The organism is Burkholderia thailandensis E264, assembly GCF_000012365.1.
In the GTDB taxonomy this organism is placed as follows: Bacteria; Pseudomonadota; Gammaproteobacteria; order Burkholderiales; family Burkholderiaceae; genus Burkholderia; species Burkholderia thailandensis.
The window spans coordinates 945973-970693 of record NC_007651.1 but is presented as its reverse complement, the minus strand read 5'-3'; the positions used below and the strand labels follow the sequence as shown (position 1 = coordinate 970693).

The following is a 24721-nucleotide window of genomic DNA, read 5'->3' as shown; positions in this document are numbered from 1 at the left end:
GCGACACGCGTCGACGCACGCGCGCGATACCGTGCGAAAAGCGGCAGTGATCTTCCCCGTGAACATCGCTGCATCGGGCGTGCGCGCTCACGCGCGCGTCGGCCGCCGACGCGACGACGTGAAGATCGACTTCCTCAAATTAGAATATTTCGGATGAATGTCAAGCGGGGCGCGAACGCGCGCCGCACGCCCTGCGCACGTCGCGCGCGGCGGCAAGCGCCGGCCGCGCGAGGCCGGCGCTTGCCGCATTATCACCAGCGATCGAAGCGCCGCGTGTAGTTGAGGTCGACGCCCTGGAACGTGCCGCCGTAAGCGGAGATCGCCCAGAACCGCGTGAGGTTGATCGTGGCCTTGAACGCGTTGCTCGCCGACTGCAGCCCCTGCTCGTAGCCGAGCACGAAGCGTTCGTTGATCGCCTTCGACACGAGCACGACTTGCGGATCGGTCAGCCCGACATCGCTGCGGCCGACCGACACCTCGTCGAGCCCGACCGTCTGCGCGACGCGCTTGCCGGTCGCGCTGCCGAGCAGCGCGAGCGCCGTCGTCATCGCGTTCTGCTGGCCGAGGTTGTTGCCCTGGTCCGTGCCGTGGCCGAACAAGAGCCACGACAGCTTCTCGTTGTCGTTCACGTTCGGCTCGGACACGAGCTTCACGCTCGGCGACTGCACGGTGCCCGTCACCTGCACGCCCGCCTCGACCTCCTGGTTGCGGCGCATCGCGAGGATGTTGATGCCCGGATTCGACACCGGCCCGTTGAACGTGAAGAAGCCGTTCTCGATCGCGAGCTTGCGGCCGAACGACGTGTACGTCGAGCCTTCCGTCACGCGCACGTTGCCGACCGCGCGCAGCGGCACGCCGGGCGCGCTCATCACGGTCACCGTGCCCGCGAGCCGCAAGTCCGCGCCGTGGCCCTTGAAGCGGAAGTCGCGGCCGAGCCCGATGTCGATGTTCGCGCGCGGCGCGAGCGACGGCGCGGGCTTGTCGGTCGCGGGCGCGGGCTTCGCGATCGCGGTGCCCGTCTTCGTCCCGCCGCGCTCGAGGCTGCCCGGGCGCACGATCACGACGTCGTCCGACAGATGCGGCTCCGCCTCCTCCGGCAAGTCGAACAGCGCGCGATCGACGGTGAACTTGCCGTTGATCGCGATGCCGCCGCGCGGCGCGTCGTTCTCGACGACCGCCTTGCCCGACAGCGACAGCTTGCGGTCCGGCGCGGCGAAGAGCTCGAGCTTGTCGGCGACGATGCTCGCCGTCAGGTCCGGCTCGCTGCCGTCGAGCCGCACGCGGCCGATCGCGCGCAGCGTGCCGTCGCCGCCGTGGAACTCGACCTGCTGAAACTCGACGAGGTTTTCGGTCAGCTTCACGCGCACGATCCCGTCCTTCAGTTGCACGCCCTGGTCGACGAGCGTCGCCGACAGGTTATCGCCCGTCAGCATGCCCGAGAGCTTCGGTTTCGCGGGCGTGCCGGCGACGCTCAGCTTCAGCGCCGCGCGCCCGTCGAGCAGGTAGCTCGGGCCGAACAGCCCGCCCGTCGATTGGAGCGCGGGCACGTCCGCGTCGATGCGGCCCGTGAGCGGCCCGTCCTCGGCCACGCCGAACACGCCGTCGCGCAGCGCGAACGGCACCACGACGTTCGCGTCGAGCGTGCCGATGCGCGTTGCCCGCGCGAGCGCGGTCGCGTTCAGCCGGTTGCCGGGCGCGAATGCCGCACGCGCCGACAAAGCGGTGATGCCGAGCGAGGCGACGCCGCGCCCGGTCTCGACCGTCACGTCGCCGCTGCGGCGCTTGATCTGCGCGTAGCCCGCGGCGGTGTCGCCGAGCGTGATGTCCCAGTCGCCGTCGAGGATCAGGTCGGTGCGCAACGGCGAGCGTTTGCCTGTGAGCTCCGCGCGGATTTCCAGCGCGCGCGCGACCGACAGGTTCGTGATCGCGCCCGCCGTGCGCAGCTTGCCGCGCTCGAGCGCGAACGACTTCAGATCGAGCGTCGCGCCCTCGACGGACAGCTTCGCCGCGCCGAGCGTCACGCGCTGCGCGCCCGCCGAGATCGTGAGCGGCGCGTCGAGCGAGATCGATGGCGTGCCGAGGTTCGACAGTCGCGTGACGGTGCCGTCCCAGCGCATGCCGTCGCGCGCCTCGACGATGCCCCCGTTCGCCGCGACCGCAAGATTGATCACGCGCCCTTCGGCGATGCCGACCGCGGCCGCGTCGAACGTATGCTTCGCGCGCGTGCCGTTCAGGTGCGCGGACAGCGTCTTCAGGCTGATCGCGCCGAGCGCGATGTCGTTCGCATCGGCGGTGAACACGAGCGCGCCCTTCGCGCCGTCGCGAATATCCACGCGGCCCTGCGCCGCGCCGATCCGGTTCGAGCCGAACACGACGCCCGTCGCCGTGTAATCGGCGATGACGTTCGGGTGGGCGAACGATCCGGTCAGCTCGCCGTTCGCGCGCACGAGGCCCGCGAGGCCGAAGCCGAGGCGTTCGAGCTGCGGCGCGTCGACCTTGAAGCGCAGCCTGTCGCCGGGCGCGCCGAAGCTGCCGCGCAAATCGACCTGGTTGCCCGCGATCGACAGGTTCGCGCTGCTCGGCAGGACCCGCGCGCCCGCCATCTGCACGGTGCCTTCGCCCGTCATCGGCAGGCCGTCGTAGACGCTGTCGCCGAGCTTGAACTGCGCCTTCGTCGAAAAGCCGGGCGCGAGCGCGCCCGTTGCGGCGAGCGTGCCGTTCACGCGCGCCGTGCCCGCACGCGGGCCGCCTGCCCGCGCGGTTATCGCGCCGCCCTTCGCGGGCTGCTTGCCCCTTGCGTTGCGCACGCCCTTCGCGCCGCTCGCGCCCTTGCCGCCGCCCGCCTTCGCGCCGGACGGCGCGCCGCTCGCCGCCAGCGCGAGCGGATCGAAATCGACGAGCTTCGCCTTCAGGTCGTACGTCGAGCGCGCATCGTGCTTGAGCGTGCCGGCGAGCTCGATGCGCCCCTTGCCCGCCGTCACGCGCGCGTCGGCGATCGTCGTCTGCTTCGCGTCGAATCTGATCTTCGCCTTCGCGCCGAGCGCGAGCTTCGCGTCCGCGAGATCGAAGTCGATCGTCTGCGCGCCCGGCTCGAGCGCGACGCCGACGGGCCCCGCGAGCCGCATCGGCCGCAGCGCGGCGACGAATGCGTTCAGATCGAGATTCGCCACCTTCAGATCGAACTTGCCGCGGCCGTTCGCGAGCGCGCCGCCTCCCGTCACGCTGCCGTCGCGGATCGTGCGCACGGCGAGCGCGTCGATGCGCTGCGCGTGCGCGTCGAGCCGCACGTTCGCGTGCGCGTCGACGAGCGGCAGCCGCTCGTCGCCGAGCGCGCCGGGCTTCGCGTTGACGATCGACACCGGCCCCGCGACGACGAACGCCTTCGGCGTCTTCGGGTCCGGCGCCGCCGGCTCGAGCTGCGCGCGCACCGCGAGATCGGCGACGGGCGCGCCGGGCGACAGCGCCCGCGGATTCACGTGATCGAACACGATCGACGCGCGCGTGAGCGGCACGTCCGAAAACGGCGCGGCCTCGACGTGCGCGCGGCCGGCGAGCTTCATTCCCGACGCGTCGAGATCCGCGACGAGCGCCTCGAGCGAGCCGGACACCCGCGCGCGCGCATCGACGGGCTCGCCCGACAGCTTGCCCGCATAGGTCGCGCCGCCGTCGATCGCGAACGGCCGCACGCCGTCGAGCCGCACGTTCGCGGTCAGCGCGCCGAACGGCGTATCGAGGCGCTCGAGCGTCGCGTCGTGACGGCGGCCGTCGCTCGCGCCGCGAAAAATCAGGTTGTCGAGCTCGGTCGTCGAGCCGGCTTCGCGGATCAGCAGCTTGTCGAAGCGCAGATCGTCGATCACGAGCTGCAGCGGCAATTGCAGATCCTTCGGCATCACCGTCGGCGAAGGCGGCGAAGGCGCGACGCGCACGTCGATCGTGCCCGCGCGCAGCGACGCGATCGACAAGCGCCACGGCGCGCGCGTGAGCGCCCAGCGCCCGGCGACCCGGTCGATCCTGACTTCGGTGCCCGTGCCGTCGGGGCTCGTCCACGCGAGCTGCCTAATGCGCACGCCGGTCGCGAGCGCGCCGCCTTCGAGGGTGCCCGCAAGCCGCCCGCCGAGCAGCCTGACGGCCGCGTGCCACGCAAGCTGCGTGCCGCGCTCGGTCGTCGCGGCGGCGAAGAGCGCGCCCGCCGTCGCGGCGACGAGCACGACGAGCGCGAGCGTCGTCCACGCGAGCGCGGCGAGCGCGCGCGCGCCGCCCGAGCGGCGCCTGTTCGGCGCGGGCTCGCGCGGGCCGCCGGGCGCGCCTCGGTCAGGCGCGTCGGGGGAGGTCGGTTCGGATACGTCCTTCGTCATGCCAAATGAAAAATCAGAATGCAATGCCGAGCGTCAGGTACGGACGCACGCTCTTGTTCTTCAAGCCGTAAGCGAGATCGAAATTGACGGGGCCGACCGGGCTGCGCCAGCGCACGCCGAGGCCCGCGCCCGGATAGAACACCTTCTCGCCCCATGCGTCGGTCGCCGTGCCGATGTCGAAAAACGTCGCCGCGCCCCAGTCGCGGTTGAACCAGTGCTGGTATTCGGCCGTGCCCGTCATCAGATACTTGGTCGGCAGCACCGAGCCGTCGACGGAGTGGCCGATGCTCTGATAGCCGTAGCCGCGCACCGAGTTCGAGCCGCCCGCGCGAAACAGGAGCGACGCCGGCACGCCCGATGAGCCGCCGCTCGTGAACACGCCGCCCAGCTCCGCGCGAAACACGAACAGGTCGCGCTTGCCGATCGACACGTATTGCTGGCCGCGCGCGTAGCCGCGGATGAACGTCTGGTCGGTCAGCACGCCCTTCACCGCGAAGCCGGCTTCCGCGTGGATCAGGTTGCCCGAGCGCGGAAACAGCGGATCGTCGACGTTGCGGCGCGTCCACGCCCATTGCGGGACGAGCGCGCGGCTCGTCGTCGGGCCGGCGCCGTTCTGGTCGAGCCGGTCCTGATAGAGCATCAGCGAGTACGAGTAGTCGATGAACTGCCCGGTGCGCGCGCGCTGCGCGCCGACGCGCGCGCTGTAGATCCGCGTGTCCGACACGTTCGTGTTCGTATAAGACGCGAGGATGCTGTTGGTCCACGCGCGCGGCCCCGGCGGCATCGACAGCTGGACCTGCCCGTACTGCTGGATCTGGTCGACCCGCCCCGACACCGACAGCGGCCACGCGGAGCCGAACGTGTCGAGATACGTATAGGAACCCTGAATGTGCGGCCCCGTGTCGGTCGCGTAGCCGATCCCGCCGCGCACGCTGTTGTACGGGTACTCGCTGACCTTCACGTGAACGGGCGAGTCGAGCGGGCGCGCGACGTCGTCGGAGACGTCGATCGCGACGCTCGCGTAGTACGGCGTGTTCTGCAACTGCCGCTGCAATTCGGTGATGCGTTTCGCGTCGTAGATCTCGCCCGCCGCCAGCGGATTCACGTTGTGCACGATCTTTTCCGGATAGCGACGCACGCCGGACACGTCGAGCGCGCCGATCGTAAACGTCGGCCCGCTGTCGAGCGTGACCGCGAGCGTCGCCTTTCGCGTGCGCGGATCGATGCGCGCCTCCGATGCGGTGATCTTCGCGCCGAGATAGCGGCGCGACTGCAGTTGCTTGAGCGCCGCGTTCTTCGCGTCGTCCCAGCCGGACTGTGTAAACGGGTCGCCCGGCTTCAGCGAGAACGCAATGCGCGTCGCCGTCTCCTGCTTCGGGTCCTCGCTCGAAACCGGGCCTTCGAACTTCAGATCGACCGCCGACACGAGCGTTTGCGCGCCCGGATCGACCGACACCGTCACGCGGCGCTCGCCGCCCGCCGTGCGCACGTCGGTGCGCACGGCGGCCGAGAAGTAACCGGCCGTCGCGGCGAGCTCGCGCACCTGCTGCGGCGTCGCGGTCACGAGGAATTCGAACTGGTCTTCGCTCAGGTCTTCGCGCTTCGCGAAACGGGCGATGTCGAGATGCTGCTTGAGCAGGCTCTTGACCGAGCGCGGCGCGTCGATCTCGACCGCGTATTTCGCGAACGCGGACTGCGCGAGCACGGCCGCGCAGCCCGCAAGCAGCACGCGCAGTCCGCGCCGCGCAAATGCCCGCCATCCGTGCGCGCGGCGCGTCGCGCCGCGCGCAGCGCGCGAAAAAGCATGCTGTCGTGATACCCGCCCTGCCAAACAAGACCTCCGTTGCAAGATTTTCGTCGGATCAAAGCCGTCATTTGAACACAGCGCGGCGCGCGCGGAACGCGCTTTCGGCCACATTGACGCATGACGCTCGCGCTTTCGACGCCGTTTGCCGCCGGCTGTTCCCCGCGTTGCGGTAAAATCCCGTCGATCGTACCCGCGGGCGCGCCGCGCCCGGCTCAGAACGGAAAGCCAAGCCATGCCGTACCAGTCCGATATCACGCAATTCCTGAACCAGTTGAAGCAGCAAAAGCCGACGCTCGAAGAAGAACAGCGCAAGGGCCGCTCGCTGCTGTGGGACAAGCAGCCGATCGACCTCGAGGAGCGCGACGCGCAGCAGCGCTCGCGCGTGCGCCAGAATCCTTACGTCTACTACCAGAACTTCTGACGCCGTGAGCGCCGCCGACGAGGCCAGCGCCAGCGCGCAGCCCGAGGACGCGATCGCCGCGCCCGCCGGCGCGGATTCGACGCCCGACACGGTCGACGGGGTCGCGGCGTTCGCTCGCCTGTACGGCGAACCGCTCTTCAAGCTGCCGCAGGATCTGTACATCCCGCCGGACGCGCTCGAAGTCTTTCTCGAAACGTTCGAAGGTCCGCTCGACCTGCTGCTGTACCTGATCCGCAAGCAGAACTTCAACGTGCTCGACATTCCGATGGCGGAAGTCACCGCGCAGTATCTCGGCTACGTCGACCAGATCCGCGAATCGAATCTGGAGCTCGCGGCCGAGTACCTGCTGATGGCGGCGATGCTGATCGAGATCAAGTCCCGCATGCTGCTGCCCGTGAAGAAGGCGGACACGGGCGAGGAAGCGGAGGACCCGCGCGCCGAGCTCGTGCGGCGCCTGCTCGAATACGAGCAGATGAAGCTCGCCGCGCAGCGTCTCGATCAACTGCCGCAGCTCGGCCGCGATTTCCTGCGCGCCGAGGTGTACATCGAGCAGAGCATCACGCCGCGCTTCCCCGACGTGAACGCCGACGACCTGCGCGCCGCATGGGCCGACGTGCTCAAGCGCGCGAAGCTCGTCCAGCATCACAAGATCTCGCGCGAGGAGCTGTCGGTGCGCGAGCACATGAGCCTCATCCTGCGCAAGCTGCAGAACGCGCGCTTCATGGAGTTCGCCGATCTGTTCGACACGTCGCGCGGCGTGCCCGTCGTCGTCGTCAACTTCATCGCGATGCTCGAGCTCGCGCGCGAATCGCTCGTCGAGATCACGCAGGCCGAGCCGTTCGCGCCGATCTACGTGCGGCTCGCATATCTGCCGGCTTGAGCGCGTTTCGCGCGGCGCTTGTCGCATCGCGCGAACGCCGCGATCGGGCGGCGAAGCGCCTGCCGCGCGTCTCCCGCCCTTTCTTGCGCTTCGGCGCGTCGCGCGCGAGCGCGCACGACGCGGATTCGACCGTGTCCGCGCGAGTCGGCACACGCGCCGTTCATTTGATCTGACGATTCAGCGGGCAACGCGCGGCGGCGGCTCGCCGCGCACCGATACGCGACGACACGCCGCGATCGACGCCGCCATGCCGTATGCGCAGGCAAAGCGGCTATAAGCGGCTATGAGTGTGGGCGCAGCGGGGCGTGGATTGGACGGGCGCGCGGCTCACGGCGCCGGCGTCGACAAAACGCCACCGCCGCCGTCGCGGCCTCGTCCCATTCGATTGCGTCCGCACTGCCGCGCCGCCGCCGATTAAAGTGAACGATCGTGCTTTTATCGATGCGCTAAAACGGCAAATCCTCTACAATCGCCGACGCTCGACGCCCTGCGCGTTCCGGCCACGACGATCCCGACCACGCCGCCCTCGCGCGGCCAACGCGCGCACCGCGCGAGGAACCGCCCACTCATGAAAGTCATCAGCTCGATCCAGGAACTGCGCGACCAGTTGCGCGGCCAGAACCGCACGGCGTTCGTGCCGACGATGGGCAACCTGCACGAGGGGCACCTGTCGCTGATGCGGCTCGCGCGCCAGCACGGCGATCCGGTCGTCGCGAGCATCTTCGTGAACCGGCTCCAGTTCGGTCCGAACGAGGACTTCGACAAATACCCGCGCACGCTGCAGGAAGACATCGAGAAGCTGCAGAAGGAAAACGTCTACGTGCTGTTCGCGCCGACCGAGCGCGACATGTACCCCGAGCCGCAGGAATATCGCGTGCAGCCGCCGCACGACCTCGGCGACATCCTCGAAGGCGAGTTCCGCCCCGGCTTCTTCACGGGCGTGTGCACGGTCGTCACGAAGCTGATGGCGTGCGTGCAGCCGCGCGTCGCCGTGTTCGGCAAGAAGGATTACCAGCAGTTGATGATCGTGCGTCGGATGTGCCAGCAGCTCGCGCTGCCCGTCGAGATCGTCGCGGCCGAAACCGTGCGCGACGCCGACGGCCTCGCGCTGTCGTCGCGCAACCGCTATCTGAGCGAAGCCGAGCGCGCGGAGGCGCCCGAGCTCGCGAAGACGCTCGCGCGGGTGCGCGACGCGGTGCTCGACGGCGAGCGCGATCTCGCGGCGATCGAGCGGCGCGCGGTCGCGCACCTCTCCGCGCGCGGCTGGCAGCCCGACTACGTGTCGATCCGCCGACGCGAGAACCTCGTCGCGCCGAGCGCGGCGCAAATCGAAGCGGGCGATCCGCTCGTCGTGCTCACGGCGGCGAAGCTCGGCGCGACGCGCCTCATCGACAATCTGGAAATCTGACGGCCGGCCACGCCGCCGACCGCCTTTCGTCTGGTAGCACCAAGGGAGCCATCATGCAGCGCCACATGCTGAAATCGAAGATCCACCGCGCGGCGGTCACGCACTGCGAGCTGCATTACGAAGGCTCGTGCGCGATCGACGAGGATCTGCTCGAAGCGGCGAACATCGTCGAGAACGAGCGGATCGACATCTGGAACATCAACAACGGCGAACGCTTCTCGACGTACGCGATCAAGGGCGAGCGCGGCAGCGGGATGATTTCGCTGAACGGCTCGGCCGCGCGCCGCGCGCAATTGGGCGACCTCGTGATCATCGCCGCGTTCGCGATGATCGACGAGGAAGAGCTGAAGGCGGGCTGGAAGCCCGATCTCGTGTTCGTCGACGAAGGCAACAAGATCAAGGGCAGCCGCGATCACGTGCCGACGCAGAACTGGACGTAACACCTCATCCGGCCGGCCGCGGCGGGAATGGCGCCGCCGGCCCGCGTGCGGCGCGGCGCACGTCGGACCGCGTGCGCGCCCGGCGCGGATGAGCGCCTACTTCCGCGCCCACTCGACGATCGGTCCCCACTGTTCGAGATCCTTGTCGACGCGGCTTTTCGCGACGTCCCACAGCGTGAGGCCGTGCGCGGCGAGCTGCACGTAGTTCTGCGTGTCGCGCAGATAGCCGAGCACGGGCAGATCGAGCCCTTCCACGAAGCGATGCAACTGATCGGCCGAGCGCGTGCGCGCGTCGACCCGCATCCCGACGACCCCCACCTTGATCGCGCCCTTCTTCACCGCCTTCTCGCTCGCGAGGCGCTCGAGGAATTGCTGGGTCGCGAGGATATCGAACATCGACGGCTGCAGCGGCACGATCACGCTGTCGGCGAATTCGAGCGCGACGTTCATCCGGTTGCCGTGCAGGCCGGCCGGCGTGTCGACGATCGCGTATTCGAGGCCGCGCGGCGGCTTCGACGGCGAATCGGGATCGAGCGCCCAGGTCTCGATCGCGGGCAGCCCGGCCGGCCGCAGGTCGAGCCATGCGTGCGCCGACTGCTGCCGGTCGAGATCGGCGAGCGCGACCCATGCGCCCTGCGCCGCGAAATACCCCGCCAGATTGGTGGACAGCGTGCTCTTGCCGACGCCGCCCTTCGGATTCGCCACCACGATCACCGTCATGAATTCCCCCGAAGAAGCCGCGGCGCGATGCCCGGCACAGGCGCCGCGCCGCGAAAAATGCGGATACAGGGAGCGATGATATCGGCAAATGCGTCTGCACCGAAACGGGTTCGTCCGGCGGCGTCCGAACGGATGGCGTCAAATCGGGGCCGCGCGCTCGGCGCGCCGCTTGCCGCGTCGCGGTGAGGCGGCTTGCCGCCCGGCGGAACGGGCGGCCGGCCGAGCGCCGCTTACGCAGTCCGGCCCGCAACGCCTCGCGCGCCGCCGAGCGCGAACGCACCGGCGCCGACGAGCGCCTGGACGACGAGCGTGACCGCCCAGAACGCCGGATACTCCCAGCCGCCGTGCGGCGCGGCGAAGCTCCAGCCGTTCGGGAAATGCGTCATCGTCGCGCCGAGCATGAAGGGCAGCAGCACGAGCGACGCAAGCCGCACCTGCACGCCGGCAAGGAGCGCGAGACCGCCGACGAGCTCGACGAACGTCGTCAGATAAGCAAGCCAGCCCGGCAGGCCGACCGATGCGAAAAACTGCGCGGTGCCGGGCAGCGTGAACACGAAAACCTTCTGCGCGACGTGCGCGAGATACAGCACGCCGAGCGCGACGCGCAGCAATGCGGCACCGATGCCGTTCAAGCAGTTCGAATCCATGTCGGGTTCCTTGTTTCGAAGTTTGAATGGAACGAACTCTATTCGAGTCGCTTCTGATGAAAAATGGCTTGATCGGCTTACATTATTTCTAAACAAGAATGAATTGCCGTACCGGACGCAGGTGATGAATCAAAGGGATCGCGCCCTTTTTTCTAGCCTTTTGATCGTGCCGTCAGGCAGGCCGGAGCCCGCCGCGCCTTGGCCCGTTGCGGCGGTGCCTCGGTGCCTCGGTGCGTCACGCCCGGACCGGTGCGCGCCGCGCCGCCCTCGAAACCGAAACCCCGCGCGTCGCCCTCGGCGCACCGCCCGCACGCCCGGCGCAAGCGCGGCGGCGACGAGACCGTCACGCAGCCGTGCCCATCACGCGAACGCCGCAAACACGCGGTCGACGTCGAGATGCTCGGCGAGCGTGTCGGCGAGCCGTTCGAGCGACGCCTCGCGCAGCGCCGGATAGTCGACCGGCTCCGCGCCGTCGAGCCCCGCCCATTCGAGCAGCGCCGCGCATGCATCGGGCGTGTCGAAGAGCCCATGCAGATAGGTCGCGAGAATCTGCCCGTCCGCCGACACCGCGCCGTCCGGCCGCTCGCCGCCATCCGCCCCCGCGAGCATGAGCGCGGGCGACGCGAGCGCCGGCCCGTTGGTCCGCCCCATGTGGATCTCGTAGCCGGCGACGCGCGCACCGCCCCCGATCGCGAGCCGCCCCGCCGCGTTCACGAGCGTCTTCTCCGGCATCAGCGTCGTCGCGTAGTCCAGAACGCCGAGGCCCGCGCCCGCCGCGCCCTCCACGCCGTGCGGATCGTCGAGCGCGCGGCCGAGCATCTGCATGCCGCCGCAGATGCCGATCACCTTGCCGCCGTAGCGCAGATGGCGCTTGATCAGCGCGTCCCAGCCGGCGTCGCGCAGCCACGCGAGATCGGCGAGCACGTTCTTCGAGCCGGGCAGGATCAGCAGATCGGCATCGGGCACGGGCCCGCTCTTCCAGTAAGCGAAGTCGACGCGCGGATGCACGCGCAGCGCATCGAAATCGGTGTGGTTGCTGATCCGCGGCAGCGCCGGCACGACCACCCGCAACACGCCCGCGTCGCGCCGCGGCGCCGACGTGCGCGCGCTCGCGGGCAGCATGTCCTCCGCGTCGAGCGTGAGCCCGTGCAGGTAAGGCAGCACGCCGAGCACGGGCTTGCCGGTCTGCGCCTCGAGCCAGCGCAACCCCGGCTCGAGCAGCGCGGGATCGCCGCGAAAGCGGTTGATCACGAAGCCGCGCACGCGCGCGCGCTCGCTGTCCGACAGGCACGCGAGCGTGCCGACGAGATGCGCGAACACGCCGCCTCGGTCGATATCGGCGACGAGCACGACCGGGCAGTCCACGGCTTCCGCGAATCCCATGTTCGCGATGTCGCCTTCGCGCAGATTGATCTCGGCGGGGCTGCCCGCCCCTTCGACGACCACCGCGTCGTACGCGCCGCGCAGCCGGCCATACGATTCGAGCACCGCCTGCATCGCGGTCGGCTTGTAGTCGTGATACGCGCGCGCGCTCAGGTTCGCGCGCGCCTGGCCGTGGATGATCACCTGCGCGCCGCGATCGCCCGTCGGCTTCAGCAGCACGGGGTTCAGATCGGTATGCGCGTCGATGCCGGCCGCGAGCGCCTGCAGCGCCTGCGCGCGGCCGATCTCGCCGCCGTCCGCCGTCACCGCGCTGTTGAGCGCCATGTTCTGCGGCTTGAACGGCGCGACGCGCGCGCCCGCGCGGCGCGCGAGCCGGCACAGGCCCGCGACGAGCGTGCTCTTGCCCGCGTCGGACGTCGTGCCCTGGATCATCAGCGCGCCGCGCGGCCGGTTGGCGTTGGCGTTGGCGTTGGCGTTGGCGTTGGCGTTGGCGTTGGCGTTGGCGTTGGCGTTGGCGTTGGCGTTGGCGTTGGCAATCATCGTGAACGAAGGGCGCAGCGCGCGGCAAATGGCGAAGGCCGCATTATCGCGCGGGCCGTTACAATCACGCGATGACTCCGCGCGACCTCACCTTCGTTCTCGGCGGCGCGCGCTCGGGCAAGAGCGCGCACGCCGAACGGCTCGCCGCCGCAGGCGGGCGGCCCGTCACCTACATCGCCACCGCCCGCGTCGCCGACGACGAATTCGCCGAGCGCATCGCGCATCATCGCGCGCGCCGGCCGGCCGACTGGGCGCTCGTCGAGGCGCCCGTCGAGCTCGCGCGCGCGATCGCCCGGCTCGACGACGCGAGCGCGTGCGTGCTCGTCGACTGCCTGACCCTCTGGCTCACGAACCTGCTCTGCCCGGCCGACGGCCCGGGCGTCGACGACGCGCGCTGCGATGCATACGTCGCCGAACTCGAGGCGGCGCTGCGCGCGAGCCGCGCGCAGGTCATCGTCGTCAGCAACGAGATCGGCTTCGGCGTCGTGCCGCTCGGCAAGGAGACGCGCCGCTTCGTCGATACGCTCGGTCGCGTCAATCAGCGCATCGCGGCGCTCGCGACGCGCGTGACGCTGTGCGTGGCCGGCCTGCCCGTCACGATCAAGCCCGAGGGCGAGCCGCGATGCTGATCCTGTCGCTGCCCGCCGTCGCCTTCCTCGCGGTTGCCGGCTGCGTCGTCGACAAGCTCGTCGGCGAGCCGCGCACCGCGCATCCGCTCGTCGCGTTCGGCCGGCTCGCCGCGCGCGTCGAGCGCGCGCTCAACACCGGACGCCGCGGCCGGCTCGCGGGCCTCGCCGCGTGGCTCGCCGCCGTCGCGCCGCCCGTCGCGCTCGCCGCGTGGTTCGTCGCGACGCTGCCGTGGCCGCTCGCCGCCGCGCTGCATGTCGCGCTGCTGTGGTTCGCGCTCGGCGCGCGCAGCCTCGCCGAGCACGTCGCGCCGATCGCCGCCGCGCTGCTGCGACGCGACCTCGCGGCCGCGCGCATGCTGACATCGCGCATCGTGTCGCGCGACACGAGCGACGCCGACGAGGCGGCGCTCGCGCGCGCGGCGGTCGAATCGGCGCTCGAGAACGGCAACGACGCGATCTTCGGCGCGCTCTTCTGGTTCGCGATCGCGGGCGGCCCGGGCGCGCTGCTGTTCCGGCTCGCGAACACGCTCGACGCGATGTGGGGCTATCGGACGCCGCGCTTCGCTCGCTTCGGCTGGGCGGCCGCGCGCATCGACGACGCGCTCAACTGGGCGCCCGCGCGTCTCACCGCGGCGAGCTACGCGCTCCTTGGCGACACCGCGAACGCATGGCGCTGCTGGCGCACGCAGGCGCGCCACTGGGACAGCCCGAACGCAGGCCCCGTGATGGCCGCGGGTGCGGGCAGCCTGAACGTCGTGATCGGCGGCCCCGCCGTCTATCACGGCGCGATCGAGGAGCGCCCCGTGCTCGGCGCGGGCGAACCCGCGGCGCCCCCGCACGTCGCGGCGGCGCTGTCGCTCGTCGCCCGCACGATGATTCTCTGGCTCGCGCTGCTGATCGCGGGCGCGGCACTATCGATCGCGACGCATCATGGCTGACGCGCCGATCACGCACGGCGGCAATCTGCACGAAGCCGCCCTTCGCCACGGCATCCCGCGCGACGCATGGCTCGATCTGTCGACGGGGATCAATCCGCACGGCTATCCGGTGCCGCCCGCGCCCGCCGACGCGTGGCGCCGGCTGCCGGAGGACGACGGCGTGCTCGCCGCGCATGCGGCGCGCTACTACGGCGCGCCGGACGCCGCGCACGTGCTGCCCGTCGCCGGCAGCCAGGCGGCGATCCGCGCGCTGCCCGCGCTGTTCGAGCGCGGCACGGTCGGCGTCGCGCCGCTCGCATACAGCGAGTACGCGCCCGCGTTCGCGCGCCACGGCCATCCGAGCGCGCCGCTCGACTGCCGTGCCGACCAACTGCCGGCGGCCCTCACGCACGCGATCGTCGCCAATCCGAACAATCCGACCGCCGAGCGCGTCGACCGCGCACGGCTGCTGCGCTGGCACGCGCAGCTCGTCGCGCGCGGCGGAGCGCTCGTCGTCGACGAGGCGTTCGCGGATGCCGACACGCACGCGAATGCGTCGCTCGCGCCGGACACGCACCTCGACGGCCTCGTCGTGCTGCGCTCGGTCGGCAAGTTCTTCGGGCTTGCCGGCGTGCGCGCGGGCTTCGCGCTCGCCGCGCCCGCGCTGCTCGCGCGGCTGCGCGACGCGCTCGGCGCGTGGACCGTCAGCGGCCCCGCGCGTCACGCGGTGCTCGCCGCGTTCGCGGACTCGGCGTGGCAGCACGCGACGCGCGAGCGGCTCGCGCACGACGGCGCGCGCCTCGCCGCGCTGCTGCGCGCGAACGGCTTCGTCATGCACGCAACGCCGCTCTTCAGTTGGAGCGCCGATCCGCGCGCGCATGCGCTGCATGACGCGCTCGCCGCGCGCGGAATCTGGACGCGCTACTTCGCGCACGCGCCGAGCGTGCGCATCGGGCTGCCCGCCGGCGAAGACGAATGGCGGCGGCTCGAGCGCGCGTTCGCCGAATGCGTGCCGACGCTGCCCGTCGCCTCGCCGCATCCGTCCGGATCGACGACACGAGATTGACGCCCATGCGCCTCGCCCTCTCCCGCGCGCTCCTCGCCGCGATCTTTACCGCATGCGCCTGCGCGCTTGCGCCCGCCGTCGCGCACGCGGAGCTCGCCGTCACCGACGACGCAGGCCACACGATCACGCTCGCCGCGCCCGCGCGGCGCGTCGTGAGCCTCGCGCCGCACGTGACCGAGCTGATCTACGCGGCGGGCGGCGGCGCGAAGCTCGTGGGCGCGGTGTCGTACAGCGATTACCCGCCCGCCGCGAAGGCGATCCCGCGCGTCGGCTCGAACCAGGCGCTCGACCTCGAACGGATCGCGGCGCTCAAGCCGGACCTGATCGTCGTCTGGCGTCACGGCAACGCCGGGCGCGAGACCGAGCGGCTGCGCGCGCTCGGCATCCCGCTCTACTTCAGCGAGCCGAGACATCTCGACGATGTCGCCGCGTCGCTCGACAAACTGGGCACGCTGCTCGGCACGCGCGAAATCGCGGCGGCGGCGGCGAACGCCTACCGGCAGCAGATCGCGCGGTTGCGCGCGCGCTACGCAGGCAAGCCGCCCGTCACCGTGTTCTTTCAGGCCTGGGACAAGCCGCTCATCACGCTGAACGGCGGTCACATCGTCAGCGACGTGATCGCGCTGTGCGGCGGCCGCAACGTGTTCTCGCAACTGCAGCCGGTCGCGCCGTCCGTCACCGACGAAGCTGTGCTCGCGGCGAATCCGGAAGCGATCGTGACGACGGCGGCCGGCGCGACCCCGACGCGCGACGCACTACCCGACTTCACGCGCTGGCGCGCGTGGCCGAAGCTGACCGCGGTCGCGCGAGGCAATCTGTTCGCGATCGACGGCGATCTGCTGACGCGGCCCGCGCCGCGCATCGCGCAAGGCGCCGAGCAACTGTGCCGGGATCTCGACGTCGCGCGCGCGCGGCGGCCCAAACCGTGAGCGCGGCGCGCGCTCGCCAACTCGGCCGAACGAAAATCACGCTCGTGGCAGGCCGGTCGGCCGGTGCTTGAAAGGCCTGCGCCCAAAAGGGCCGCGCTCGAGAACATGCCGGCATCACCGCAAGCACCGCGCGCGGGCCCGCTTGCCGATCGCGTGCGAAGGCCCCAATACACGGGCTCGCGCGCGTCACCCGTCCCAATGCGCGAGCCGCCAGTCGCGATCGCCGTCGCGCCGCAACCACACGATGCCGCCCATCGCGATCGGCCGCGCGAGCAACGCTTCGAGCGGCACGTCGAGCGCATGCGAGGCCAGCGCGCGCATCACGCCCGCATGCGTGACGACCCAGCTAGCGCTCGCCGAAGCGGCAAGCGCCGCGAGCGCCGGCCGAACGCGCGCGACGAACTGCGCGGCGCTCTCGCCGCCGTGCTCGCGCGAGTGCATCAGATCGGCGCTCCATCGATCGAGCGCGTCGCGGCCGATCGCGTCCCAGCTTCTCATCTCCCACGCGCCGAAGTCGATTTCGCGCAAGCGCGAATCGATCTCGACCGGCACGCGCATGTCGTCGGCCAGCACGCGCGCGACGTTCGCGCAGCGCGCGAGCGGGCTCGACCACACGCGCGACGCGCGCGCGGCGGGCGCGGCGCCGAGCGCGCTCAAACGCCGCAGGATGGCGGCGGCGCCCGCCGCCGCGCCCGCCGCGAGCGGCACGTCGCTGCTGCCGTAGCAGACGCCCGCGTCAACGGCGACGGCCGGATGGCGAATCAGGACGACATCCATCCGAGCATCACCAGATAGATCGAAAGCTCGAACACCTGCTGCGCGAAGCCGAGGCAATCGCCGGTATAGCCGCCGATGCGCGCGCCGAGATAGCGCGCGATGCCCGCGCGCAACACGAGCATCGCCGCGAGCGCGAGCGCGCCCGCGCGCCAGTTCGGCCAGAACAGCCACGGCAGGCCGAGCGCGGCCGCGAACGCGAACGCGCCCGCGCGCATCCGATGCGCGACCGGCCGCGCCTTGCCTTCGGCGCGCGCGTAGTCGAGCGTGACGAGCAGGCTCGCGGCGAGCGTGCGGCTCCCCGCATGCGCGGCGATCATCGTCCACGCGGCGCGCGCGGGCGGCATCGCGGCGAGCGCCTGCCATTTCAGCGCGAGCGCGACGACGAGCGCCGCCGCGCCGAACGTGCCGATCCGCGAATCGCGCATGATGCGCAGCACGTCCTCGCGCGTGTAGCCGCCGCCGAACGCATCGCAACAGTCGGCGAGGCCGTCCTCGTGCAGCGCGCCCGTGGCGACGAGCGTCGCCGCGATCGACACGAGCGCCGCGACGCCCGGCGGCCACACGCGCGACGCGGCAAGATGCACGGCCGCGGCAAGCGCGCCGACGCACACGCCGACGAGCGGAAAGTAACGCGCCGCATGCGCGAGATCGACTGCCGCGCCGCTGATCGCGCGCGGCACCGGCACGCGCGTGAAATAACCGAGCGCGACGACGAAGTAGCGCAGTTCGGCGAGCGGATTCATCGCGCGTCACGCATCGCGGTTCGCGACGCCGGCCGACTCGAAGCTCGCCATCTCGTTGACGAACGCCGCCGCCGCGCGCACGAGCGGCAACGCGAGCGCGGCGCCCGTGCCCTCGCCGAGGCGCAGATCAAGCGCGAGCAACGGCTCGCCGCCGAAGTGCTCGAGCATGCGCCGATGCCCCGCTTCGTTCGACACGTGCGAGAACACGCAGTATTCGCGCACCGCGGGCGCGAGCGCGTCGGCCACGACGAGCGCCGACGTCGCGATGAAACCGTCGACGAGGATCGCCATGCGCGCGCGCGCCGCCTCGATGAACGCGCCCGCGATCATCGCGATCTCGAAGCCGCCGAACGCGGCGAGCACGTCGAGCGGCTCGACCGCGTCGGCGTGCCGCTCGAGCGCGCGCCCGAGCACCGCGCGCTTGTGCGCGAGGCCCGCGTCGTCGAGGCCGGTGCCTCGGCCGACGCACGCATCGATCGGCACGTTCAGCAGGCGGCTCATCACGCACGCGGCCGCCGACGTGTTCGCGATCCCCATCTCGCCGAAGCCGATCACGTTGGTGCCGAGCGCCGCGTGATGCAGCACGCGCGCGGCGCCCGCGGCGAGCGCGGCGAGCGCCTCGTCGCGCGACATCGCGCGCTCGTGCGCGAAGTTGCGCGTGCCGCGCGCGATCGCGGCGCCGACGAGCTGCGGCGAATCCGGCAGCGGCGACGCGACGCCCGCATCGACGATCTCGAGCTCGAGGCCCGCGACGCGCGAGAACGCATTGATCGCCGCGCCGCCCGCGACGAAATTCGCGACCATCTGCGCGGTCACCGCCTGCGGATACGGGCTCACGCCTTCGGCCGCGATCCCGTGATCGCCGGCGAACACGATCATCACGGGGCGCGCGACGCTCGGCGCGCTCGTGCGCTGGATCATGCCGAGCTGCAGCGCGAGCGCTTCGAGGCGGCCGAGGCTGCCGGGCGGCTTCGTCTTGTGATCGATGATGCGCGCGAGCGTCGCGCGCAGCGCGGCGTCGTCGAGCGGCTCAATGCTCGGCAGGGAGAAGGTGGAGGTCATCGGTTCGTCTCGTGGATGAAATGGGGCGCGCGATGCGCGTCGATCAGGTGATGCGGGAACGATCGTGCGCGGCGGGCCACGCGGGCACGAGCGCCTCGTGGCCGTCGCGCTCGATCAGCACGAGCGGGTAGCCGAACGCGCGGCTCGCGCGCTCGGGCGTCAGCACATCGCGCACCGGGCCCGCGTGCGCGCCGCCGCGGCCGTCGAGCAACAGCGCGTGCGTCGCGAAACGGCGCGCGAGATTCAGGTCGTGGCACGAGAAGATCGCGGTGCGCTCGCCCGCGCGCAGCCAGTCGGCGAGCGCGGCGAGACAGTCGATCTGATGGTGCAGGTCGAGGTGCGCGAGCGGCTCGTCGAGCAACAGCAGCGGCGCGTCCTGGCACAGCGCGGCCGCGAGCGCGACGCGTTGCCGCTCGCCGCCCGACAGCGTCAGCACGTCGCGCGCGGCGAACGATTCGAGCCCGAGCCGCGCGAGCGCCGCGTGCGCGGCCGCGCGGTCGTCGGCGCGCTCCCAGCCCCAGCCCGTCAGATGCGGAAAGCGGGCGAGCAGCACGGTATCGAACACGCTCGCGCTGAACGCGTCGTGCAGCGTCTGCGCCATCAACGCGCGCCGCTTCGCGAGCGCTTCGGGCCGCCAGTCGGCGAGCGGCACGCCGTCCGCCTCGACGTGCCCGGCGGCCGGCCTCGCGAGCCCCGCGAGCGTCGTGATCAGCGTCGTCTTTCCCGCGCCGTTCGGCCCGGCGACGCACCACAGCTCGCCCGGATAGAACGTGTGCGTGAAGTCGTCGAGCAGCGTGCGCGCGCCCGCCTTCAGCACGAGACGCTGCGTGCCGTAGCGGGGCGAGCGCGACGTCGGCGCGTCGTGCTCCGTCATCGCGCGGTCCTCCGCAGCAGCATCCACAGGAAGAGCGGCACGCCGATCAACGCCGTCATCACGCCGACCGGGAGCTGCGCGGGCGCGATCGCCGTGCGCGCGAACAGGTCCGCGGCCATCACGCCCGCGCCGCCCGCGAGCATCGCGGCGGGCAGCAGCATCCGCTGATCGTTGCCGAACGCGAGCCGCAGCGCGTGCGGCACGACGAGCCCGACGAAGCCGATCGTGCCCGCCGTCGTGACGGCCGCGGCCGCCGCGAGCGACGCGATCAGATAGACGCGCAGCCGCAGCCGCGCGACCGGCACGCCGAGCGCGGCCGCCGCCGCCTCGCCGCGCAACAGCACGTTCAACTGCGGCGCGACCGGCAGCGCGACGCACGCGGCGGCGGCGAGCGCCGCCAGCGCGAACCACGGCGACGCCGCGGCACTCAAGTCCCCCGACAGCCAGAACAGGATGCCGCGCAAGCGCTCGTCGGGCGCGATCGCAAGCATCAGCGTGATGAGCGCGAACCAGCCGGCCGAGATCACGACGCCCGTGAGCAACAGGCGCGGCGACGCATCGCGCGGCTCGCCGCGCCACAGCTCGCGTCGCGCGAGCCCGAGCACGAACGCGATCGATGCGAGCGCGCCCGCGAACGACGCGAAATCGACGATCCACCACGCGCCGCCCGCGATCATCGCGACGAGCGCGAACGCGGCCGCGCCGCCCGACACGCCGAGCACGTACGGCTCGGCGAGCGGATTGCGCAGCAGCACCTGAAGCAGCGCGCCGGCGAGCGCGAGGAGCGCGCCGCAACCGAAGCCCGCGAGTGCGCGCGGCAGCCTGAGCGTGCGGACGATGTCGGCCGCGAGCGGATCGGCGCCCGCGCGGCGGACGAGCGCCGCGAGCGCGTCGGCGGGCGTCATCGGCACGCTGCCGAGCGTGAGCGACGCAACCAGTACCGCGCACGCGACGAGCGCGAGCGCGGCCCAGATCGCGGCCGCCCGCGCCGCATGCATGCCGGCGCCGCGCGCCCGCGGCCTCATGCGACCTCCCGCGCGCGGCCGCGCGCGCCGCGCCGGCGACGCGGCCGGCCGTCAGCGCTGCTGCCAGCCGAGCGTGACGTAGGCGCCGCGGCGCGGCGTGTTGTATGCATAGGCAAGCTCGTAGTCCTTGTCGAACAGATTGTCGATGCGCGCGCTCACGTACCACGACTTCGTGATGTCGTAGCGCGCGGACAGATTGACGACGCCGTATCCGCCGAGATGATCGCCGAAATCGTCGCGCGGCCCGCTCACGAGCCATTCGCCGCCGACGCGCCAGCCGCCGAGCGAGCGGTGCGCCGAGATCGACGCGAAGCGCCGCGCGCGTCGGTTCAGATCCTGGCCGGCGGTTTCGTCGATCGGGTTCTGCAGCGTCGCGGCCACGCGCACATCGGTCTTGCCGACATGCCCCTGCCACGATCCCTCGACGCCCTGCACCTTCGCGCGGCCGACGTTCTGCGCGACATAGTATGGGCCGCTCGCGCCGGGACGATAGTCGATCAGGTTCGTGTAGCGCGTCTGAAACGCGGTGACGCGCACGACGCCCACCGCATCCGACGCATACTGCACGGCCGCCTCGACCGAATGGCTGCGCTCCGGCTTGATCGCCAGGTTGCCCGCGTTCGGATAGTACAGATCGTTGAAGCTCGGCGCGCGAAACGCGCTCGAATAGCTCGCCGACACCTTCCAGCGCTCGGTGACGTCGAACCCGTAGCCGAGAAAGTAGCTGTTCGCGCCGCCGAAATCGGAGTACTGGTCACGGCGCACGTTCGCCTGGAACTGGCTGTCGCCGAGGCGTCCGGTATAGCCGAGCCAGCCGGAATTCACATGGCGGTCGGGCGCCGAATACCTGTTCGATTCGAACGACTGGTCGAGCCGCTCGTACCCCGCCTGGATCTTGTGCCCGCGCGCGACCGTGAAATCGTTCTGCCACGTGTACTGACGGTTGCCGGAATTGAAGTGGTCGGTGTATGCGCCGTTCAGCGCCGACTGGCTGCGGTCCTTGCCGCTCGACACGTTCACGCGCGTCGTCCACCAATCGGCGAGCTTGCCGTTCGCGAACGCGGACAGTTGCTGAACGCGGCTGTACAGGTCGTTCAGATCGGTCGGCGAGCCGTACGCGTCGTCGTAGCTGTTGCGGCCGTTCGCCTGGAAGTACGTGACGCCCGCATCCCACTTGTCGCTGAACCGGTGCCGCAGCGACGCGGACGCGCTCTCGCTCAGAAAACCGTTCGCGTTCGGATTCGCCTGCGGCTTGCGCGCGGGATCGAGCGCGGAGAAACCGTCGGTCTTCAGCCGCGCGAGCGACACGCTGAACGTCGTCTTGCCGTCCTCGTCGAGTCGGCCCGACGCGCCCGCGCTTTGCGTCTGCGTGTGATAGCTGCCGTAGCCCACGGAGAAATCGAAGCGCGGCGGATGATTGCCGCCGTTCTTCGTGAACACCTGCACGACGCCGCCGATCGCACCCGACCCGTACAGCGAAGACACGTTGCCGTTCACCACTTCGACGCGCTCGATCTGATCGAGCGGCAACTGGTCGATCTGCGCCCGGCCGAGGCTCGCCGAATCGATGCGCACGCCGTCGATCAGCACGAGCGATTGCGTCGACTGCGCGCCGCGCAGGAACAGGCTCGCGCTCGCGCCCGGCCCGCCGTTGCGCACGATCTGCGCGCCCGGCGCGAGCGCGAGCAGGCCGGGCAGATCGGTCGCGCCGCTGTCGGCGATGTCCTGCGCATCGAAGAGCGTCGTCTGCGGAATCGCATCGGCGAGCTTCTGCTGCCCGCGCTGCGCGGTAACGACGATCGGCGCGAGCGGCTCGACCGATGCCGGGCGCGAGCGCGCCGGCGATGCCGAGAGCGCTTCCGATGCGCCGGAGGCCGCGAACGCGAACGATGCGGCATTCGCCGAAGCGGCGGGCGTCGTCGACATCGCGGCATCCGCCGCAGGCGCCGCGGCGGCGGACGGCGACGCAGCCGACGCGTAAGCGGCGGGGTAAGCGGATGGGGGCGGCGACGCCGCGGCGTCGCCTCGCGCGAGCGCGATGCATGGCAGCCCGGACAGAGCGGCGAGCGCTGCGCGCACGAGTGGGGTTCGCATGAACGAAGATCCTGTTGAGGCACTGCGGAGCCCGCTTCCCCGCAGGCCCGCATCACGGAGACGAACGCGTCCGTCTCCCCGCCTCGGCCGGTATCCGGGCTGGCGACGTCACCGCCTCGCCTTCCCGCGCGCAATGCGCAGTGGCACGGCGCCGGCGGCCGGCCGAAGCGGCCGTGCCGACGCATCGAGAGTGCGGCTTGCATCGGGTCCGATGCGATCGCTTACCGTTGCGGGGGCAGCGCAGGTTGGCTCGGTCCCGGCGGACATCGCGCCCTGCTTCCCGTTTAACCGCGCGCGAAGCGCGCGAGCACCGAGGCGGCGCCAGTTTAGGAGTGCGCGCGACGCAGCGTCAAGGCGCCGCGCCGACGCAGCGCAAGAAACGTCGCGCCGCGTATCGGCGAGACGACCGGCATCAACGAACGACGAAGATATTTCACGGCGAGAAGCGGGGGTGTTACGTCTAGAAACGTTACAGATATCGGAAACTTGCCTGTTCCGCGCTAAAATGCTGGGTCTTTAGAGGACGCAGCACATGCTCAACGAACTCGAAACCCTATCTCAAAACATCGGCCGTCTGATCGCGCTGAATCAACGCCATCAAACGGAACGGCTCGCGCTCGAGGAGCAGGTCGCGCAATTGCGCAGTGAAGCGCAGGCGTTGCACGCTGAACTCGAGCAACTGCGCGACGAGCGCAATGCACTCGCGGCCGAGCGCGACACGCTATCGGCGAAGATCGACGACGCGCAAGTGAAGCTCAACGCAATCCTCGAGAAACTGCCGCGCACGAAAAGCGTGCCGGATGCGGAAAACCAGCTCGACCTGCTCGCGCCGCAGGCGAACGATAACGGCGAAGGCGCGACGGGCCACGGAGAACACGCATGAGCACGAAGCAGATCGAAGTATCGATTCTCGGCCAGTCGTACCGTCTCGCCTGCTCGGCCGAAACCGAGGCGGCGCTTCTCGAAGCGGTCGCGCGCGTCGACGCGGAAATGTCGAAGATCCGTGCGAACAGCTCGGTGCGCGGCACGGATCGCATCGCGGTGATGGCCGCGCTGTCGCTCGCGTCGGAGTTGCTCAGGCTGCAACAGAGCGTGCGTCACGGCGAGGCGTTCCCTGCGGAAGAAATCCGGCGTACAATGCGCCAAATGAATGAACAACTCGGTGCGGTGCTCGCACAGCACGAGGTGCAGTAAACAAGTTTCACCGGGTTCGGCCAATGCTTGATCCATCGCGTTCAAGCCGCTGAATCCAAAGGTGATTCGAACAGTCAAGTCAGCTTCCCTGCCTGGTTCGCCAAGGTCATATATTCCTTGAACCAATGCCATGTGCACGGTTGCGGAAATTTGTAGCACGGGCGCGCGCGTCACTCTGTCTGATGTACCCGAAGTGCTGCTAACTGCGACCAATTCTGAACCTCAGGTTCAGGATGCCGGCCTAGCGGCTAAGGCGGGGGCCTATTCAACGGCATCGGGCGAGTCCCGATGCCGTTTCCTTTTGTGCGGCCTTTACATTGCGTCGAGTCATTCCGATCCATGCGCTACTGGCTGATGAAATCCGAACCGGACGAGGCGAGCATCGACGACCTCGCTGCCGCCCCCGACCAGACCTTGCCGTGGACCGGCGTGCGCAACTATCAGGCGCGCAACTTCATGCGCGACACGATGCAGATCGGCGACGGCGTGCTGTTCTATCATTCGAGCTGCCCCGAGCCCGGTATCGCGGGGCTCGCGCAAGTCTCGTCGACGCCCTACCCCGATCCGACGCAATTCGATCCGCAAAGTCCGTACCACGATCCGAAGTCGACGCGGGAATCGCCGCGCTGGGTGCTCGTCGACGTGCGCTTCGTCAGGAAATCGCCGCTCGTTCCCCTCGCCGCGTTGCGCGAGCACGATGCGCTCGCGGACATGCGCGTGCTCGCGAAGGGCAACCGGCTGTCGATCACGCCCGTCACGCCGGACGAGTGGCGCTTCATCACGCAGCGCCTGATGAAATGACGTGGCCGG

21 protein-coding genes, 1 other RNA gene, 1 pseudogene and 1 riboswitch are annotated in these 24721 nt (G+C 70.5%); of the genes and pseudogenes, 12 read left to right on the top strand and 11 right to left on the bottom strand.

Annotated features, from left to right (window positions below; genetic code table 11):
• Positions 1-251 precede the first annotated feature (251 nt).
• Positions 252-4355 (bottom strand): translocation/assembly module TamB domain-containing protein, encoded by a 4104-nt coding sequence (locus tag BTH_RS16540; protein ID WP_009892485.1) that lies wholly within the window; start codon positions 4353-4355, stop codon positions 252-254.
• 13 nt (positions 4356-4368) lie between these two features.
• Entirely contained in the window at positions 4369-6186 is a 1818-nt protein-coding gene (locus BTH_RS16535; RefSeq protein WP_025369522.1) for an autotransporter assembly complex protein TamA, read from the bottom strand.
• A gap of 208 nt (positions 6187-6394) precedes the next feature.
• Here BTH_RS16535 and BTH_RS16530 point away from each other — a divergent pair, with 208 nt between their 5' ends.
• The 4 genes from BTH_RS16530 to panD all read left to right on the top strand — a co-directional run bounded on the left by BTH_RS16530 (position 6395) and on the right by panD (position 9311).
• On the top strand, positions 6395-6583 hold the full coding sequence (locus BTH_RS16530; RefSeq protein WP_009892487.1) for a DUF3460 family protein: 189 nt from the start codon (positions 6395-6397) through the stop codon (positions 6581-6583).
• 4 nt (positions 6584-6587) lie between these two features.
• Entirely contained in the window at positions 6588-7463 is an 876-nt protein-coding gene (locus tag BTH_RS16525) for a segregation and condensation protein A (protein WP_006024892.1), read from the top strand.
• Positions 7464-8031: 568 nt separating this feature from the next.
• On the top strand, positions 8032-8871 hold the full coding sequence (gene panC, locus BTH_RS16520; protein WP_009892491.1) for a pantoate--beta-alanine ligase: 840 nt from the start codon (positions 8032-8034) through the stop codon (positions 8869-8871).
• A gap of 53 nt (positions 8872-8924) precedes the next feature.
• Positions 8925-9311 (top strand): aspartate 1-decarboxylase, encoded by a 387-nt coding sequence (panD, locus tag BTH_RS16515; RefSeq protein WP_009892492.1) that lies wholly within the window; start codon positions 8925-8927, stop codon positions 9309-9311.
• Positions 9312-9407: 96 nt separating this feature from the next.
• Here the strand turns inward: panD and BTH_RS16510 are convergent, their stop codons facing one another.
• From BTH_RS16510 to BTH_RS16500, 3 genes and pseudogenes are all read right to left on the bottom strand, one after another.
• Complete coding sequence (locus BTH_RS16510) at positions 9408-10031, bottom strand: ParA family protein (protein ID WP_009892493.1); 624 nt, start codon at positions 10029-10031, stop codon at positions 9408-9410.
• Positions 10032-10261: 230 nt separating this feature from the next.
• Positions 10262-10678: a DoxX family protein gene (locus BTH_RS16505; RefSeq protein ID WP_009892494.1), complete on the bottom strand. Its 417-nt coding sequence runs from the start codon at positions 10676-10678 to the stop codon at positions 10262-10264.
• Between the two features lie 360 nt (positions 10679-11038).
• Positions 11039-12645 (bottom strand): annotated as a pseudogene (locus BTH_RS16500) (cobyric acid synthase).
• Positions 12646-12672: 27 nt separating this feature from the next.
• On the opposite strand from BTH_RS16500, the gene cobU reads away from it, so the two are divergent.
• From cobU to BTH_RS16480, 4 genes are read left to right on the top strand one after another with little or no spacing between them, the layout of a single operon-like run.
• Positions 12673-13230, top strand: a complete 558-nt coding sequence (cobU, locus tag BTH_RS16495; protein ID WP_009892497.1) for a bifunctional adenosylcobinamide kinase/adenosylcobinamide-phosphate guanylyltransferase — start codon at positions 12673-12675, stop codon at positions 13228-13230.
• Positions 13224-14168, top strand: a complete 945-nt coding sequence (gene cbiB, locus BTH_RS16490; RefSeq protein ID WP_009892498.1) for an adenosylcobinamide-phosphate synthase CbiB — start codon at positions 13224-13226, stop codon at positions 14166-14168. The genes cobU and cbiB overlap by 7 nt, the downstream gene beginning before the upstream one ends.
• Complete coding sequence (gene cobD, locus BTH_RS16485) at positions 14161-15213, top strand: threonine-phosphate decarboxylase CobD (RefSeq protein ID WP_009892500.1); 1053 nt, start codon at positions 14161-14163, stop codon at positions 15211-15213. Before cbiB ends, cobD begins: the two co-directional genes overlap by 8 nt.
• A gap of 5 nt (positions 15214-15218) precedes the next feature.
• Entirely contained in the window at positions 15219-16142 is a 924-nt protein-coding gene (locus tag BTH_RS16480; RefSeq protein WP_009892501.1) for a cobalamin-binding protein, read from the top strand.
• Positions 16143-16328: 186 nt separating this feature from the next.
• Here BTH_RS16480 and cobC read toward each other — a convergent pair whose 3' ends face one another.
• The 6 genes from cobC to BTH_RS16450 all read right to left on the bottom strand — a co-directional run bounded on the left by cobC (position 16329) and on the right by BTH_RS16450 (position 22717).
• Positions 16329-16919, bottom strand: a complete 591-nt coding sequence (cobC, locus tag BTH_RS16475) for an alpha-ribazole phosphatase (RefSeq protein WP_009892502.1) — start codon at positions 16917-16919, stop codon at positions 16329-16331.
• Entirely contained in the window at positions 16904-17662 is a 759-nt protein-coding gene (locus BTH_RS16470) for an adenosylcobinamide-GDP ribazoletransferase (RefSeq protein WP_009892503.1), read from the bottom strand. The genes cobC and BTH_RS16470 overlap by 16 nt, the downstream gene beginning before the upstream one ends.
• Before the next feature lie 6 nt (positions 17663-17668).
• A complete protein-coding gene (gene cobT, locus BTH_RS16465) occupies positions 17669-18724 on the bottom strand; it encodes a nicotinate-nucleotide--dimethylbenzimidazole phosphoribosyltransferase (protein WP_009892504.1) in 1056 nt (351 codons plus the stop codon).
• Between the two features lie 43 nt (positions 18725-18767).
• Positions 18768-19598: an ABC transporter ATP-binding protein gene (locus BTH_RS16460; protein WP_009892505.1), complete on the bottom strand. Its 831-nt coding sequence runs from the start codon at positions 19596-19598 to the stop codon at positions 18768-18770.
• The gene (locus BTH_RS16455; RefSeq protein WP_025404071.1) at positions 19595-20596 is read right to left on the bottom strand and encodes a FecCD family ABC transporter permease; all 1002 of its coding nucleotides are present in this window, start codon (positions 20594-20596) and stop codon (positions 19595-19597) included. The genes BTH_RS16460 and BTH_RS16455 overlap by 4 nt, the downstream gene beginning before the upstream one ends.
• A gap of 78 nt (positions 20597-20674) precedes the next feature.
• Complete coding sequence (locus BTH_RS16450) at positions 20675-22717, bottom strand: TonB-dependent receptor plug domain-containing protein (RefSeq protein ID WP_011401882.1); 2043 nt, start codon at positions 22715-22717, stop codon at positions 20675-20677.
• 67 nt (positions 22718-22784) lie between these two features.
• A riboswitch (cobalamin riboswitch) is annotated at positions 22785-23047 on the bottom strand.
• 202 nt (positions 23048-23249) lie between these two features.
• On the opposite strand from BTH_RS16450, the gene BTH_RS16445 reads away from it, so the two are divergent.
• The 4 genes from BTH_RS16445 to BTH_RS16435 all read left to right on the top strand — a co-directional run bounded on the left by BTH_RS16445 (position 23250) and on the right by BTH_RS16435 (position 24712).
• On the top strand, positions 23250-23600 hold the full coding sequence (locus tag BTH_RS16445) for a hypothetical protein (protein ID WP_009892508.1): 351 nt from the start codon (positions 23250-23252) through the stop codon (positions 23598-23600).
• Positions 23597-23911: a cell division protein ZapA gene (locus BTH_RS16440; protein ID WP_006024874.1), complete on the top strand. Its 315-nt coding sequence runs from the start codon at positions 23597-23599 to the stop codon at positions 23909-23911. Before BTH_RS16445 ends, BTH_RS16440 begins: the two co-directional genes overlap by 4 nt.
• An 82-nt stretch (positions 23912-23993) precedes the next feature.
• Positions 23994-24175, top strand: a non-coding RNA gene (gene ssrS, locus BTH_RS31200) — 6S RNA.
• 75 nt (positions 24176-24250) lie between these two features.
• Positions 24251-24712, top strand: coding sequence for an EVE domain-containing protein (locus tag BTH_RS16435; protein WP_009892509.1), 462 nt, complete (start codon positions 24251-24253; stop codon positions 24710-24712).
• Positions 24713-24721: the final 9 nt, after the last annotated feature.